Raw genomic sequence first — 14,549 nt, 5'->3', positions numbered from 1 at the left:
CCCTCAAGGAGATCCCCATGTCCGTATACGGTTTGCAGCGCCTCTACATCGGCGGCGGTTACGTCGATGCCACCAGCGGCAAGACTTTCGACACCTTCGATCCCGCCACCGGCGAACTGCTCGCGCAGGTGCAGCAAGCGAGCGCGGCCGACGTCGACCGCGCGGTCGCGTCGGCACAGGCAGGCCAGCGCGAATGGGCGGCGATGACCGCGATGCAGCGCTCGCGCATCCTGCGCCGCGCGGTCGACCTGCTGCGCGAACGCAACGACGAACTCGCGGCGCTCGAGACGCGCGACACCGGCAAGCCGATCGCCGAGACGCTCGCGGTCGACATCGTCACCGGCGCGGACGTGATCGAGTACTACGCGGGCCTCGCGACCGCGATCGAAGGGCTGCAGGTGCCGCTGCGCGCCGAATCGTTCGTGTACACGCGCCGCGAACCGCTCGGCGTGTGCGCGGGCATCGGCGCGTGGAACTATCCGATCCAGATCGCGTGCTGGAAAACGGCGCCCGCGCTCGCGGCCGGCAACGCGATGGTGTTCAAGCCGAGCGAAGTCACGCCGCTCACCGCGCTGAAGCTCGCGGAAATCTATACGGAAGCCGGCGTGCCGGCCGGCGTGTTCAACGTCGTGCAGGGCGACGGCTCGGTCGGCGCGCTGCTCACCAGCCATCCGGACATCGCGAAGGTGTCGTTCACCGGCGGCGTCGAGACCGGCAAGAAGGTGATGTCGCTGGCCGGCGCATCGTCGCTGAAGGAAGTGACGATGGAACTCGGCGGCAAGTCGCCACTGATCGTGTTCGACGATGCGGACCTCGACCGCGCGGCCGACATCGCGGTGACCGCCAACTTCTTCAGCTCGGGCCAGGTCTGCACGAACGGCACGCGCGTGTTCGTGCACCGCTCGATCAAGGACGCGTTCACGCAGAAGGTGCTCGAACGCGTGAAGCGCATCCGCGTCGGCAAGCCGACCGACGCCGACACCAACTTCGGCCCGCTCGTGTCGGCCGCGCAGCTCGACAAGGTGCTCGGCTTCATCGAAAGCGGCAAGGCCGAAGGCGCGAAGCTGCTCGCGGGCGGCGCGCGCCTGACCGACGGCCACTTCGCCAACGGCCAGTACGTCGCGCCGACCGTGTTCGGCGACTGCCGCGACGACATGAAGATCGTGCGCGAAGAGATCTTCGGGCCGGTGATGAGCATCCTCGATTTCGAATCGGAGGACGAAGTGATCGCCCGCGCGAACGACACGCACTATGGCCTCGCGGCCGGCGTCGTGACCGAGAACCTGTCGCGCGCGCACCGCACGATCCATCGCCTCGAAGCCGGCATCTGCTGGATCAACACGTGGGGCGAATCGCCGGCCGAGATGCCGGTTGGCGGATACAAGCAATCCGGTGTCGGACGCGAGAACGGCATCACGACGCTCGAGCACTACACTCGAACCAAGTCGGTGCAGGTCGAGCTCGGCCGCTACAACCCGGTGTTTTGAGAATCAGGAAAGGAGATTGACCGTCATGACGACACGCGAATACGACTACATCATCTGCGGCGCGGGTTCCGCGGGCAACGTGCTCGCAACGCGCCTGACGGAAGATCCGGACGTCACGGTGCTGCTGCTCGAAGCGGGCGGCCCCGACTACCGCTTCGACTTCCGCACGCAGATGCCGGCGGCGCTGGCCTACCCGCTGCAGGGCCGCCGCTACAACTGGGCGTACGAGACCGATCCCGAGCCGCACATGGACAACCGCCGGATGGAGTGCGGCCGCGGCAAGGGGCTCGGCGGCTCGTCGCTGATCAACGGGATGTGCTACATCCGCGGCAACGCGCTCGACTACGACAACTGGTCGACGCACAAGGGCCTCGAGAACTGGACGTATCTCGACTGCCTGCCGTACTTCAGGAAAGCCGAAACGCGAGACATCGGCCCGAACGACTATCACGGCGGCAGCGGCCCCGTGTCGGTCACAACCAGCAAGCCGGGCGTGAACCCGCTGTTCGAGGCGATGGTCGACGCGGGCGTGCAGGCCGGCTATCCGCGCACCGACGACCTGAACGGCTATCAGCAGGAAGGCTTCGGCCCGATGGACCGCACCGTCACGCCGAAGGGCCGTCGCGCGAGCACCGCGCGCGGCTACCTCGACCAGGCGAAGGCGCGGCCGAACCTCGAGATCGTCACGCACGCGCTCGCCGATCGCATCCTGTTCGACGGCAAGCGCGCATCGGGCGTCACGTACCTGCGCGGCAGCGAGCGCGCGACCGTGCATGCGCGCCGCGAAGTGCTCGTGTGCAGCGGCGCGATCGCGTCGCCGCAACTGCTGCAGCGCTCGGGTGTCGGCCCCGGCGCGTGGCTGAAGGCCCTCGACATTCCGGTCGTGCTCGATCTGCCCGGCGTCGGCCAGAACCTGCAGGACCACCTGGAGATGTACATCCAGTACGAGTGCAAGGAGCCCGTGTCGCTGTATCCGGCGCTCAAGTGGTGGAATCAGCCGAAGATCGGGCTCGAATGGATGCTGAACGGCACCGGCCTCGGCGCGAGCAACCACTTCGAGGCGGGCGGCTTTATCCGCACGCGCGACGACGACCCGTGGCCGAACATCCAGTATCACTTCCTGCCGGTGGCGATCAACTACAACGGCTCGAACGCGATCGAGATGCACGGCTTCCAGGCGCACGTCGGCTCGATGCGCTCGCCGAGCCGCGGCCGCGTGAAGCTGCGCTCGCGCGACCCGAACGACCATCCGAGCATCCTGTTCAACTACATGGCCGAAGCGCTCGACTGGCGCGAATTCCGCGATGCGATCCGCGCGACGCGCGAGATCATGCGGCAGCCCGCGCTCGACCGCTACCGCGGCCGCGAGCTGAACCCGGGCGCCGACTGCAAGACCGACAAGGAGCTCGACGCGTTCGTGCGCGCCCGCGCGGAAACCGCGTTCCACCCGTCGTGCTCGTGCAAGATGGGTTACGACGACATGGCGGTGGTCGATGAAGCAGGCCGCGTGCACGGGCTCGACGGGCTGCGCGTCGTCGATGCGTCGATCATGCCGATCATCACGACCGGCAACCTGAACGCGCCGACGATCATGATCGCCGAGAAGATCGCCGACAAGATCCGCGGCCGCACGCCGCTCGCGCGGGCCGACGTGCCGTACTTCGTCGCGAACGGCGCACCGGCGCGCAATGTCGCGAAGGCCGTGCGGCAACCCGAGACGGTTTGACGAAAACGGGCGCCTGCCCGACCTCTCAGGGTGTCCTGATGAAACGCTGCCGACACGGATGCCGGCAGCGTTTTTTTCATGCCCGCGTCAGCCGCTCCTGCCCTCGTCCTCGCCGAACCGGGGGATCGCCACGCCCCGCGTCCGCATCCGTTTCGTTCGGACGATCGGGTTCCAGCGCGACGTCAGGCTCATCGCGTCGCGCAGACGGTCGAATGCGCGATCCTCCTTCGGCCCGAAGCGGCTGACCGCCGGCCACGCGAGCACGTGGTCGAGCCATGCTTGCCACGTGTCGCCATGGAAGCGGCGGCCGATTTCCCGAACCGCGTCCGGCGCGGCGATCATGATGCCTGCCAGCAGGTAGTACGCCCAGAAACTGCCGGCGCCCGTCAGTCGATCGAGCCGGCATACGGATAGCGCCGCGCGCAGCCCGTCCGCCGACGCGAGATCGGCGCGATGCGTGCGGATCGCCCGCGCGACGAGATTGTGCCGGCCACCGTACGCGGCCACGGAAACCCCGCCGCCCGTGGCGAGCTCGGCCGAGAACATCGCGAGCGCAGCCATCTCGTCGACACGCGCCGCGTCGTTGCGCGGGCCGCATGCGCGCAGCACGATCGCATCGATGACGGCGCCGGGGCGGGCCGGCGTTTCGGCGCTCGTTGCGACGGCAGCGGTCAGCCTTTCTCTCAGGTTCTTCGCAGGCGGCGCCTCGCGCAGCCTGTCGTGTTCGTTCGCGATGAGTGTGCCCGCGCCTTCGCCGCCGCATTCGACGCCATCGGCGATCCGTTCGAGCGCGGCCCAGCCGACGTCGGGATCGTCGAATGCGCACGCATCGATCAAGCCGTGCGCGGTGTCGAATACGGTACGCGAGCCGGGGCACCAGTGTTCGGCTTCAGCGAGCTGCGGCGCGCAAGGCACATGCGCGCATGCGCCGAGCGGATCGGTCGGGTCGCATGCGCAACCGCCGCCGTCCGGTGCGATCCACGGGACCAGCCGGTGAAGCACGGCCGTCGCTTCGCGGGACAGGTTCGCGCGGGTTCCCGCACGGGTCGCTTGCGACGCGACGACGGGTGTGTTGCCGACGTCGGCCGCGGCCACCGTGCCAACCGCCATGTCGAGATGGTCGATCAGGTACTGCAGCCACGCGGCCGTGCGCAGCCGGTCGGGCGTCGCGCCGCGGGCATCGCCATACGTGGCTGGATCGGTCAGCATGGGTCGTCCGGGATGGTTCAGGCCAATTGGCTTGGTTTCGTTTCAATCGGATCGGGAGGCGCGGTACGCCACGCCGACCTCGGAAGTCCGCCCGTATCGGATCGCGACACGGGCGGTCAGCCTGCCGTCACGCGGATAAGCAGGACGACACGGGTACGTCGCAAGTTCCGCCACATCGTCAGTATCCTTGTCCGCAGAAACGCGCCCCGCCCGGCCCCGTGAATCCGGCCGCCGCGCCGATACACGCGACGGCACGAACCCATCGACGCCGCGGAAGCCTGCCGCGCATACCGCACGGCCCTCGCGCGCGGCGGGCCCCGCTTCGATCGTGCGATGCTTACTGCACGTGGAACTTCGGCGACGTCAGCACGGTACCGCCCACCGTACAGTCCGGCGTCAGCGTGGCGTTGTTGAACGTGAGCGACGAGTTCGCGTCGCTCCACGCGGTCACGACCTTGCTCGGCCCGCAGGTGCCGAGCAGCGTGACGTTGACCTTCACGTTATTGATCGACAGTTGCGTCGTGCTGTCAGCCTGCCCCGTCCACGGCGACGTGCTGCTCGCGCTGCCGCTGATCAGGCCGCACGTCGCGCCGCCCGAGAACGTCGTCGACGTGATGTTGACGATGCCGGTCGACGTGATCGTGCCGTTGAAGGTCGCGTTGCAGCTGGCGCTGATCGATCCCTTGCTGAGATTCGTGAGCCCCGTCGCCGAGAACGGCTCGCCGTTCGGATTCATCGGCTGGCCATCGGCACGCGAGACGGTGACGGCGAAAGCAGGCGCGGCCGAAACCGCGGTGAAAGCCACTGCAGCAACAAGCGATACGATTGTGCGAATGCTCATTTGAACTGCCCCCTCTCTTCACATATGGCGGCACGCCGCCAGGAACGCGACCTTCCGGCCGGAAGATCCGGCCAGCCGGTCGCAGGAAGCCGCCGGCACGCGTCATGCGCGCCGCTCGGCTCAGAACTTGTAGGAAATGCCGACGAACGTGATCAGCGGATCGGCCTTCAGCCGCGTGCGCGTGGTCGCGAGCGTCGAACCGTCGGCCGCCTTGATCACGAGCGACGAGTAGGTCTTCAGCGGCATGTACGTCAGCGTCGCCGTGAGCCCCCAGTGCTTGTCGATCGCGTAGCTCGCGCCGACGTTGTAGACCGGCGTGAACGACGACGACGCCTTGCCCTCGACCGACGTCGCGCCCGGCTTGCCGGCGCCGGCGGCAAGCACGCTGCCGAGGTTCTCGTTGATGTCCTTCGCGAAGTTGCCGTTCAGTTCGATGTTGCTGAACCAGCTGTAGGCCACGCCGATCCCGACGAACGGACGGAACTTCGCCGTCGGCGAATTGAAGTAGTACTGCAGGATGACCGTCGGGCTCCACTGCCGCGCGTTCTTCACGGCCGGCTGGTTCGCCGACTTGTCCATGTCGACGTTGCCGAGCGCGCCGGCCGGCCCGGGCGGCCTGATCACGCCATGGCCCGTCAGCGTGAACTCGGGCGGTATGCCGAGCACCGACGTCACCGCGATGTGATCGGTGAAGAAGTGCGTGAGCGTGAGGCCGACCGTATCGGCGTTGTTGACCGTCAGGCTCGTGCCCGGCGACGTGAACGAACCGGGCAGGCGCAGCGGCCCGTTGATCGGCATGTTCGCGAGATTCGTCGTGAGCCCGTTGGTCGAATCCTGCGGCATGATGTGCAGCCAGCCCAGCGTCGCGACGTTGTCGCCCGCCTGCTGGGCCGATGCGAGCGTCGACACGCCGGCGACGACACCCGCGACAATCAGCTTCTTCATGAAGTCTCCCCCTCATTCTGTCGGCGCGCCGCGCATGCGCGCGCGGCGCCGCCGTGTCTCCATCCCTACGCGATCACTGCACGAACGCGCCGACCGTGAAGTACGGGTTGCTCGTATCGGCCATGTCGAGGAACCCGAACACGCCGCCGGTGAACACGAACTTGCCGGTCGCCGGCCCCGACGCCGCGTCCGCATGCACGGTCGTCACGACGCCCGGCACCTTCTGCGTGTAGTCGAGGTTCAGCGCACGCGTGAGCGCGGCCTGCGACGCGTTGAACGGATCGAGCAGCGTCGCCTGCGCACCGACGAGTGCGGTCGCGCGGTAGTTGAACGCGCTGTCGACGCCCGTGTACTCGCCGTCCTGCGAGCCCTGCGCGATCGCCGTCCGCGGGCTCAGGAACGAGATGCCCGATTCGTCGTCCGCGCTCGGCGGGCCTTGCGTGAGGTCCGCGTTCGCGGCGCCGGTGCGGATGAAGATCGGCACGAGCTGGTTGCGCAGCTTGCCGACGATCAGGATTCCCTTGCCGGCCTTCGCCGGATCGAGCGCGGCGAGCGTCGGCGGGATCTGCGGCTGATAGTTGAGCGACTGGAATGCCGGCGCATCGGCGCGCAGCGTGAACGGCTGGTTCACGATCGCGCTTGACGCAAGCGGCTGCCCGCCGTTCTTCTTGCCGAAGTTGTCGGTTTCCGTATAGCTGCCGTCCGCGTTGATCGTCACCTTCTGGTCGAGCGCCACCGGCTGGAAGTTCTGCGACGGCACCTGGTGATAGCCGAGCTGGTTGTACGTGCCGGCGATCTTCGTCAGATCGGTTTCCAGCGACGAGAAGCTGATGAACGGGTAGTACGGAAACGTCGTCTTCGGGATCTTGCCGACGCCGATCACGCCGTCGAACTGGATCGTCGCGCCGGGGATCGCGCCGCCGAGCACGCCCTCGCCGAGGAACAGCCGCGCGGGCCGGTTCGGATCGAGGCTCGCGTTCTGCATCCGGAACGTGCACTGGTTCAGCTTCACCGTCGGCAGTCCCGTCTCGTCGGCCAGCGTGCCGTCGACCACGTTCGCGGGCGCCGTGTCGCGCGTCGGCTGCACGGTACCCGTGGCGGTCGGCACCGGCGATGCGAGGTAGGTCATCCGGTACGTCATCTTCGTCGTGTCGAGCTGCACCTTCACGAGCTCGCCCGACCCGGAGCCACCGATGAACACCGTGTTGTAGTCGATCGTCTGCGGGCACAGCCGGACCACCGGCGCGGGCGGCGGGTCGCCGTCGCCGCCGCATGCGGCCAGCACCGGCGCGAGCGACGCCGTAACCATCCAATGCTTCACATTCATAGGAATCCTCTTGAAATTCGATTCGCCGGCGGCGACGCATGCGCCGCCGGCGTGACCTGTTCAATGCGGGGTTACTGGACGAACGCGCCGACCGTGAAGAACGGGTTGACCTTGTTGTTGTCGACGACCATCGCGTAGACGTTGCCGGCCGTCACGAGCCAGCCCGTGTCGCCCTTGCTGAAGATCGCCACGTTGCCGTTCGCGCCCTTCGCGTTGAAGTCCTGCGTGGCGGTCACCTTGATCTTGCCGGGTGTGGCCTGCGCATAGTCCAGCGCGAACTGCGAGGTGACCGACGACGTCTGCGGATCGATGAACGCCGCGGTATTGCCCTGGAACAGCGTGGACGTATAGTTCGCGGCCAGCGTCGACACGGCGGTGCCGTCGTTGCAGGTTCCGGCTTCAGGCATGAAGAAACTGCCGTTGAAGGTACCCGGCAGGTCCGGATGCGCAATATTGATGTCGAAGCTCGGGCCGCCTGTCGCAATGGCACCCGTCGGTCCGCTGGACATCACGACACCGCACGCCGACGCGCTGGTTGCGCCGATATACCCGCCTTTCAGCGAATTCGCCGCGATCGCCTTCGTCGACGAGAGCATCGAAATGCCGACTTCCGCGTCGGCAACCGACGCAAGGACGTTGCTCTCATCGACATGCGTGTAACCGACACGAATCACGACCGGCACCAGCACGCCATTCAGCTTGCCGACGATCATGATGCCCTTCGCCTGGCTGGGAGCCAGAATCACGATCGCCGAGCCCTGCCCGGCGAACGGATAGACGACCGGGCCGAGCGCGCTGGCTTTCGCATTGCTCACGAAGACATTGTCGGCCGAACCGTCCGCGTTCTTGCGCAGCGTCCATGGCGTTCCGGTGGTCTGACACGAGTAGTCGCTGTTCGGCGTAATCGTGCATGAGCCATCCGCGTTGAGCGTCTGGTTCCAGTTGATCACGTCGGGCTGCCAGCCGACCGGCCCCAGAAAATTCTGATAGTTGGAGCCGACCGGCGACAGGTGAATGCCGACCTCGTTGTAGTTGCCCGCAACCTTCGTGAAGTCGGTTTCCGTTTCGGTGAAGCCGATGAACGGATAGAAATCGAACGTGCGCGACGGCACCACGCCGAGTACCAGACCCGGAATCGGCTCGAGGCCCTTGTACGCAATCGTCGCCCCCGGAATCCCGCCGCCCACCACGCCATTGCCGACGAACAGCATCGGCGGATCCGCACGGTTGATCGTCACCGAATACGCGCCGTCGCTCGTCGCGCCGCTGTCGAGCACGAACGCGCAGCGGTTCTGCTCGGCGGTCGGGAGATGGGTCGGATGATGGAACGCGCCGCTGATCGTCAGGCCCGCGCGCGTGTCGTTGACCTGCCCCGCCGACGTCGGCACCGACGATTCGATGAACTGCATCTGATAGGTGAGCTTCGTCGTGTCGAACTTCACCTTCACGTACTCGCCGCTGCCGGCGCCGCCCGTGTACGTCGTCGTGTAGTCGAGCGCGTCCGGGCACAGCTTCGTCACGACGGGCGGCGTCGTTTCGGCGCCGCTCGGCCCGCATGCGCTCCCCGAGCATTGCGGCACGTTGATCGGCCCCGGATCGTCGCCGCCGCCGCAACCGGCGACGAACGGCAGCGCCAGCACCGCGCACGACAGGATCGCCTTCCGCCATTCAGGAATGCAAATCATCAACCCCTCCTTTTCAGGTACGACAAGTCTCGTCCGGCCGGGCTGCATGGCCCGCCGGTTGGTATCGCACCGCCGCACGAGTGCGTGGCGCATGACATGCACGCAAAACTGCCGCGAGGCAAGTCAGGCATACGCGGCACATGCCGCGGCGGCAGACAAACGCGCTCCCGCAGCGCCGTCATGCGGCACGGCGCCGTCGGAACGATCGAAACGGAAAGTGGCTTGCCGCTGGTTCGCCGCTACGCGGCGAGGCGACGATGCAGGCGCGCGACCTGCATCGCACCTGCATTCAGCGAAAAATCGGGAAACGGCAGTCCCGCTGGCCCCGCGGATAGGCGTCTCATGGTTCGGTCTCCATACGTACGCTTGATTCGTTATCGTGATGCGTCGTGTGTCGAGACTATGAGCGGCCCCTTCCCGCAAGTAAATGGATGCAGAGTTCCAAACGAATGAACCCGCGCGATCCTAGCGTTCATACGGTATTTAACAGATTTTCAAACGGCCTTCATTTTATTTGCTCAGACAAATACCGGGCCGTGGAACACGCGTTTGAACGGCGGCCGCCGATTCACGCCGAGCCAGGCGGGCCGGCCTTCGGCGGCCCGCAAGCATGTTGCGGTGCAACCTTACACGTCGACGATCGCGAGCGTGCCGTCGCTGCCGGGCAGCACCGCGTGGCGCGTGCCGGCATGCGCGAGAGACATCTGCCCGGCGCCAATTGTTCGCGCCACACAAATAAAACATCGATCCATCGAGCGATATCGCCGCAATTCGCGCAAATCCGACGCCGACACGGCCCGACCTTCCCACCAGAATGCATTTCGATCTGCCGATTGCTAATATGGCGGTCCCGCGATCCCGCACCACCCTGCCGTTCGACATGACGCCCGTTCGCCATGCCGTCCCCGTTCCCGGCCGCTTCGCAGCGGCGGCGCCGGGCACGCGCGGCGCCCGCCGTCGCGCCGGCCGGCCGTGCCATCCGTGAGCATGCAACCGATCCTTTCCGTCTCCGACCTCTCCAAGACTTACGCGTCCGGCTTCCAGGCGCTGAAGCACGTGACACTCGACATCCGCCCCGGCGAGATCTTCGCGCTGCTCGGGCCCAACGGCGCCGGCAAGACGACGCTGATCGGCTCGATCTGCGGCATCGTCACGCCGACCGAAGGCCGCGTGACGGTCGGCGGCCACGACATCCGCGATCAATACCGCGCGGCTCGCGAAATGATCGGCCTCGTGCCGCAGGAGCTGACCACCGACGCGTTCGAAACGGTCTGGGCCACTGTGTCGTTCAGCCGCGGCCTGTTCGGCAAGGCGCCCGATCCCGCGTATATCGAGAAGACGCTGAAGGCGCTGTCGCTGTGGGACAAGCGCGACAACAAGCTGATGACGCTGTCGGGCGGCATGAAGCGCCGCGTGATGATCGCGAAGGCGCTGTCGCACGAGCCGCGCATCCTGTTCCTCGACGAGCCGACGGCCGGCGTCGACGTCGAGCTGCGCCGCGACATGTGGAAGCTCGTCGATTCGCTGCGCGAAAGCGGCGTGACGATCCTGCTCACCACGCACTACATCGAGGAAGCCGAGGAGATGGCTGACCGGATCGGCATCATCCTCGGCGGCGAGCTCGTGCTCGTCGAGGAAAAGCACGAACTGATGCGCAAGCTCGGCAAGAAGCAGCTCACCGTGCAGCTCGAGCAGCCGCTCGCGGACGTGCCGCCCGCGCTCGCGCCGTTCGGGCTCGAACGCGCGGAAGACGGCGCCGCGCTCGTCTATACGTACGACTCGCAGCGCGACGACGCGAGCATCGCGAAACTCATCAACGCGCTCGGCTCGGCCGGCATCGGCTTTCGCGACCTGCACACGACGCAGAGCTCGCTGGAGGACATTTTCGTCAGCCTGATCGACAACCGCCGCAACGGCGCGCAAGGAGCCTGACCCATGAACTGGCATGGAATCCGCGCGATCTATCGCGCAGAAATGGCCCGCACGCGCCGCACGCTGATGCAGAGCATCATCGCGCCGGTGATCTCGACGTCGCTGTATTTCGTCGTGTTCGGCTCCGCGATCGGCTCGCGCATCAGCGACGTGAACGGCATCGGCTACGGGTCGTTCATCGTGCCGGGCCTCGTGATGCTGTCGCTGCTGTCGCAGAGCATCTCGAACGCGTCGTTCGGCATCTACTTCCCGCGCTTCACCGGCACGATCTACGAGATCCTGTCCGCGCCCGTGTCGTACTGGGAGATCGTGATCGCGTACGTCGGCGCGGCCGCGTCGAAGTCGATCCTGCTCGGCGTGATCATCCTCGCCACGGCCGGCCTGTTCGTGCCGCTACACATCCTGCATCCGTTCTGGATGGTGCTGTTCCTGGTGCTGACGGCCGTCACGTTCAGCCTGTTCGGCTTCGTGATCGGCATCTGGGCCGACAGCTTCGAGAAACTGCAGCTCGTGCCGCTGCTGATCATCACGCCGCTCACGTTCCTCGGCGGCAGCTTCTACTCCGTCGACATGCTGCCGCCCGCGTGGCGCGTCGTCACGCTGTTCAACCCGATCGTCTACCTGATCAGCGGCTTTCGCTGGTCGTTCTACGGGATCGCCGACGTGCACGTGTGGATCAGCCTCGCCGCGACCGCGCTGTTCCTCGTGGTCCTGCTCGCGATCGTCGCGTGGATGTTCCGCACCGGCTACAAGCTGACGAACTGACGCTGCCCGGCGTCACGCGCCGCCCGCCGATGACGCATTTCGGCAAGCGGGCGGCGCTTTTCCTCCGATGCGGCAGTTTGTGGTCGCGTCTACTGAATACGAAGCATCGGGGCCCTCGAGCATGCGCTGCGCGGCCCCTTTTTCATTTCAGAGGACGCCATGCCCGCCGCCACCGCTCCCGCCTCCGCCGCCGCCCGGCTCGAACGTCTGCCGTTCTCCGGCTATCACAAGCGCATCTTCCTGATCATCGCGATCGCGTTCTTCTTCGACTCGGTCGATCTCGGCACGATGACGTTCGTGCTCGGCTCGATCCGCAAGGAGTTCGGGCTGTCGACCGCGGCCGCCGGCCTCGTCGCGAGCGCCAGCTTCTTCGGGATGGTGCTCGGCGCGGCCGTGGCCGGCCTGCTCGCCGACCGGTTCGGCCGCCGGCCCGTGTTCCAGTGGAGCATGGTGCTGTGGGGCGCCGCGTCGTACCTGTGCTCGACCGCGCAGAGCGTCGACGCGCTGATCGTCTACCGCGTGCTGCTCGGCATCGGGATGGGGATGGAGTTTCCGGTCGCGCAGACTTTGCTGTCCGAATTCGTGCCGACCGAAAAACGCGGCCGCCTGATCGCGCTGATGGACGGCTTCTGGCCGCTCGGCTTCATCACGGCCGGCATCGTCGCGTATTTCGTGCTGCCGCAGTTCGGCTGGCGCACCGTGTTCGCGCTGCTCGCGATTCCGGCCGTGTTCGTGCTCGTCGTGCGCCGCATCGTGCCGGAATCGCCGCGCTGGCTCGAGCATGCGGGCCGGCACGCGGAGGCCGACACGGTGATGCACGCGATCGAGGCGAAGGTGATGCGCTCGGCCGGCGTCACGACGCTGCCGCCGCCGTCGCGGCTCGCCGAGCCGGCCGCCGCCCGCGGTCGCGGCGCGCTGCGCGAAATCTGGAGCGGCGTGTACCGCCGCCGCACGGTGATGGTGTGGCTGCTGTGGTTCTTCGCGCTGCTCGGCTTCTACGGCCTCACGTCGTGGCTCGGCGCGCTGCTGCAGCAGGCCGGCTTCGAAGTCACGAAGTCCGTCTTCTACACGGTGCTGATCTCGCTCGGCGGCGTGCCGGGCTTCCTGTGCGCCGCATGGCTCGTCGAGCGGTGGGGACGCAAGCCGACCTGCATCGCGTCGCTGATCGGCGGCGGCGCGATGGCGTACGCGTACGGCCAGAGCGCGCTGTACGGCGGCAGCACGACGCTGCTGATCGTCACGGGCCTCGCGATGCAGTTCTTCCTGTTCGGGATGTGGGCGGCGCTGTACACGTACACGCCCGAGTTGTACGGCACCGGCGCGCGCGCGACGGGCTCGGGCTTCGCGTCGGCGATCGGCCGCATCGGCTCGCTGATCGGGCCTTACGTGGTCGGCGTCGTGCTGCCGGTGTTCGGCCAGGGCGGCGTGTTCACGCTCGGCGCGCTGTCGTTCGTCGCGGCGGCGATCGCCGTGTGGACGCTCGGGATCGAGACGAAGGGGCTCGCGCTGGAGCAACTGGCGGCAGGCGATGAAGCGGGCGGCAGCGGCCGGTATCCGGCGGCGGCGGACAAGGCGTCCTGATCGCGGGGTGGGTTTTCAAGCCGTTTCGAGCCGCATCCGGGCGCTCGATCTCGACATCATGCTGACGATGCACGGCCCGGCGATCACGGACGACATTCCGCGCATGCTCGCCGGCGCGATCACTCACTGCGAAGCCGCCGCCGCGTAAGCCGCGGCGGCGGTCATCCGGCAGGGTACGGCCGGAGCCCGTCAGGCGTCGGCGACGACGAACTCTTCGGCCGCCTTGCGCTGGACCGCGGCCATCACGGCCAGTTCGCGCTTGCTGCGCGCGTCGCCGGACACGACGCCCGTCGCGTGCTTCGCCTTCGCGCCCAGCGGGAAAAAGACGAACGACGCGCCGGCCGGGGCCGCCGGCTCCGCGCGCAGGCGTTTGTTCAGGATTTTCAGGTACTTCTTTTTCGACACTTCCTTAGCAGCCATGGCGCCCTCCACGTACACGTGATGCGGATCAGCATACCAGTTTTGCCGATGCGCTCCGTGACAGCGGCCGCGCGGCCCGCCGTCTCGATCGCGCGTGAAAATTTCTCGCCCGCGATGTCGATTCGTGCGGCCGTCGCGCGTCGTCTTGTCGTAACCGATCGTTTTGCCGTCGCATAACCGGCAAACGCCCTGTTCCCTTTCAAGGAGATACGACAATGCGCGTCATGGTCATCGTCAAAGCCACCGCCGATTCCGAATCCGACCGGATGCCCGACACCGAATGCATGGCCGCAATGGGCCGCTTCAACGAGGAACTGATGAAAGCCGGCATCCTGCTCGCCGCCGACGGATTGCGCCCGAGCAGCCGCGGCAAGCGCGTGCACTTTTCCGGCAAGAACCGCACCGTCATCGACGGCCCGTTCGCCGAAACGAAGGAACTCATCGCCGGCTACTGGCTCTGGCGCGTGAAATCGATGGACGAGGCCGTCGAATGGGTGAAGCGCTGCCCGAACCCGATGCCCGGCGACTCCGACATCGAGATCCGCCCGCTGTTCGAGGCCGAGGATTTCAGCCCCGCATTCACCCCCGGGCTGCAGAAACCGTAAGCGGCCATCGTCGCGGAAATCGACGC

13 protein-coding genes are annotated in these 14,549 nt (G+C 66.9%); 7 read left to right on the top strand and 6 right to left on the bottom strand.

Features of this window, described 5'->3' with window-relative positions:
- The first annotated feature begins 17 nt into the window (after positions 1-17).
- Both betB and betA read left to right on the top strand, forming a co-directional pair.
- Complete coding sequence (gene betB / locus HWX62_RS17765; RefSeq protein ID WP_175931517.1) at positions 18-1,487, top strand: betaine-aldehyde dehydrogenase; 1,470 nt, start codon at positions 18-20, stop codon at positions 1,485-1,487.
- A 25-nt stretch (positions 1,488-1,512) separates the two neighbouring features.
- Positions 1,513-3,213 carry a choline dehydrogenase gene (betA, locus tag HWX62_RS17760; protein ID WP_175931518.1) on the top strand — a complete coding sequence of 567 codons (1,701 nt, stop codon included), beginning with the start codon at positions 1,513-1,515 and terminating at the stop codon, positions 3,211-3,213.
- An 87-nt stretch (positions 3,214-3,300) separates the two neighbouring features.
- Here betA and HWX62_RS17755 read toward each other — a convergent pair whose 3' ends face one another.
- The 5 genes from HWX62_RS17755 to HWX62_RS17735 all read right to left on the bottom strand — a co-directional run bounded on the left by HWX62_RS17755 (position 3,301) and on the right by HWX62_RS17735 (position 9,220).
- Positions 3,301-4,422, bottom strand: a complete 1,122-nt coding sequence (locus HWX62_RS17755; RefSeq protein WP_175931519.1) for a hypothetical protein — start codon at positions 4,420-4,422, stop codon at positions 3,301-3,303.
- A gap of 337 nt (positions 4,423-4,759) precedes the next feature.
- On the bottom strand, positions 4,760-5,263 hold the full coding sequence (locus tag HWX62_RS17750) for an activator protein (RefSeq protein WP_175931520.1): 504 nt from the start codon (positions 5,261-5,263) through the stop codon (positions 4,760-4,762).
- Between the two features lie 120 nt (positions 5,264-5,383).
- The gene (locus HWX62_RS17745; RefSeq protein WP_175931521.1) at positions 5,384-6,208 is read right to left on the bottom strand and encodes an OmpW family outer membrane protein; all 825 of its coding nucleotides are present in this window, start codon (positions 6,206-6,208) and stop codon (positions 5,384-5,386) included.
- A gap of 73 nt (positions 6,209-6,281) precedes the next feature.
- A complete protein-coding gene (locus HWX62_RS17740) occupies positions 6,282-7,535 on the bottom strand; it encodes a DUF2957 domain-containing protein (protein ID WP_175931522.1) in 1,254 nt (417 codons plus the stop codon).
- A 71-nt stretch (positions 7,536-7,606) separates the two neighbouring features.
- On the bottom strand, positions 7,607-9,220 hold the full coding sequence (locus HWX62_RS17735) for a DUF2957 domain-containing protein (protein ID WP_175931523.1): 1,614 nt from the start codon (positions 9,218-9,220) through the stop codon (positions 7,607-7,609).
- A 987-nt stretch (positions 9,221-10,207) separates the two neighbouring features.
- Between HWX62_RS17735 and HWX62_RS17725 the strand changes: the two genes are divergently transcribed.
- The 4 genes from HWX62_RS17725 to HWX62_RS17710 all read left to right on the top strand — a co-directional run bounded on the left by HWX62_RS17725 (position 10,208) and on the right by HWX62_RS17710 (position 13,646).
- On the top strand, positions 10,208-11,152 hold the full coding sequence (locus HWX62_RS17725) for an ABC transporter ATP-binding protein (protein WP_175931524.1): 945 nt from the start codon (positions 10,208-10,210) through the stop codon (positions 11,150-11,152).
- A 3-nt stretch (positions 11,153-11,155) separates the two neighbouring features.
- Positions 11,156-11,917 carry an ABC transporter permease gene (locus HWX62_RS17720; RefSeq protein ID WP_175931525.1) on the top strand — a complete coding sequence of 254 codons (762 nt, stop codon included), beginning with the start codon at positions 11,156-11,158 and terminating at the stop codon, positions 11,915-11,917.
- A 159-nt stretch (positions 11,918-12,076) separates the two neighbouring features.
- Positions 12,077-13,498, top strand: coding sequence for an MFS transporter (locus HWX62_RS17715; RefSeq protein WP_175931526.1), 1,422 nt, complete (start codon positions 12,077-12,079; stop codon positions 13,496-13,498).
- A 7-nt stretch (positions 13,499-13,505) separates the two neighbouring features.
- Positions 13,506-13,646 (top strand): hypothetical protein, encoded by a 141-nt coding sequence (locus HWX62_RS17710; protein WP_244136054.1) that lies wholly within the window; start codon positions 13,506-13,508, stop codon positions 13,644-13,646.
- Between the two features lie 41 nt (positions 13,647-13,687).
- Here HWX62_RS17710 and HWX62_RS17705 read toward each other — a convergent pair whose 3' ends face one another.
- Positions 13,688-13,918 (bottom strand): hypothetical protein, encoded by a 231-nt coding sequence (locus HWX62_RS17705; RefSeq protein WP_011547073.1) that lies wholly within the window; start codon positions 13,916-13,918, stop codon positions 13,688-13,690.
- A gap of 215 nt (positions 13,919-14,133) precedes the next feature.
- Between HWX62_RS17705 and HWX62_RS17700 the strand changes: the two genes are divergently transcribed.
- Positions 14,134-14,523 (top strand): YciI family protein, encoded by a 390-nt coding sequence (locus tag HWX62_RS17700; protein WP_175931527.1) that lies wholly within the window; start codon positions 14,134-14,136, stop codon positions 14,521-14,523.
- The last annotated feature ends 26 nt before the right edge of the window (positions 14,524-14,549 follow it).

Source organism: Burkholderia sp. BCC0506 (assembly GCF_902833145.1).
Taxonomy (GTDB): domain Bacteria; phylum Pseudomonadota; class Gammaproteobacteria; order Burkholderiales; family Burkholderiaceae; genus Burkholderia.
The sequence above is the reverse complement of the archived record's forward strand: the minus strand, read 5'-3'. Positions and strand labels throughout refer to the sequence as shown.

Bases quoted from the DNA above. Each gene is read 5' to 3' on its own strand.
- betB (WP_175931517.1), top strand. From the start codon at position 18: ATGTCCGTATACGGTTTGCAGCGCCTCTACATCGGCGGCGGTTACGTC.
- betA (WP_175931518.1), top strand. From the start codon at position 1,513: ATGACGACACGCGAATACGACTACATCATCTGCGGCGCGGGTTCCGCG.
- HWX62_RS17755 (WP_175931519.1), bottom strand. From the start codon at position 4,422: ATGCTGACCGATCCAGCCACGTATGGCGATGCCCGCGGCGCGACGCCC.
- HWX62_RS17750 (WP_175931520.1), bottom strand. From the start codon at position 5,263: ATGAGCATTCGCACAATCGTATCGCTTGTTGCTGCAGTGGCTTTCACC.
- HWX62_RS17745 (WP_175931521.1), bottom strand. From the start codon at position 6,208: ATGAAGAAGCTGATTGTCGCGGGTGTCGTCGCCGGCGTGTCGACGCTC.
- HWX62_RS17740 (WP_175931522.1), bottom strand. From the start codon at position 7,535: ATGAATGTGAAGCATTGGATGGTTACGGCGTCGCTCGCGCCGGTGCTG.
- HWX62_RS17735 (WP_175931523.1), bottom strand. From the start codon at position 9,220: ATGATTTGCATTCCTGAATGGCGGAAGGCGATCCTGTCGTGCGCGGTG.
- HWX62_RS17725 (WP_175931524.1), top strand. From the start codon at position 10,208: ATGCAACCGATCCTTTCCGTCTCCGACCTCTCCAAGACTTACGCGTCC.
- HWX62_RS17720 (WP_175931525.1), top strand. From the start codon at position 11,156: ATGAACTGGCATGGAATCCGCGCGATCTATCGCGCAGAAATGGCCCGC.
- HWX62_RS17715 (WP_175931526.1), top strand. From the start codon at position 12,077: ATGCCCGCCGCCACCGCTCCCGCCTCCGCCGCCGCCCGGCTCGAACGT.
- HWX62_RS17705 (WP_011547073.1), bottom strand. From the start codon at position 13,918: ATGGCTGCTAAGGAAGTGTCGAAAAAGAAGTACCTGAAAATCCTGAAC.
- HWX62_RS17700 (WP_175931527.1), top strand. From the start codon at position 14,134: ATGCGCGTCATGGTCATCGTCAAAGCCACCGCCGATTCCGAATCCGAC.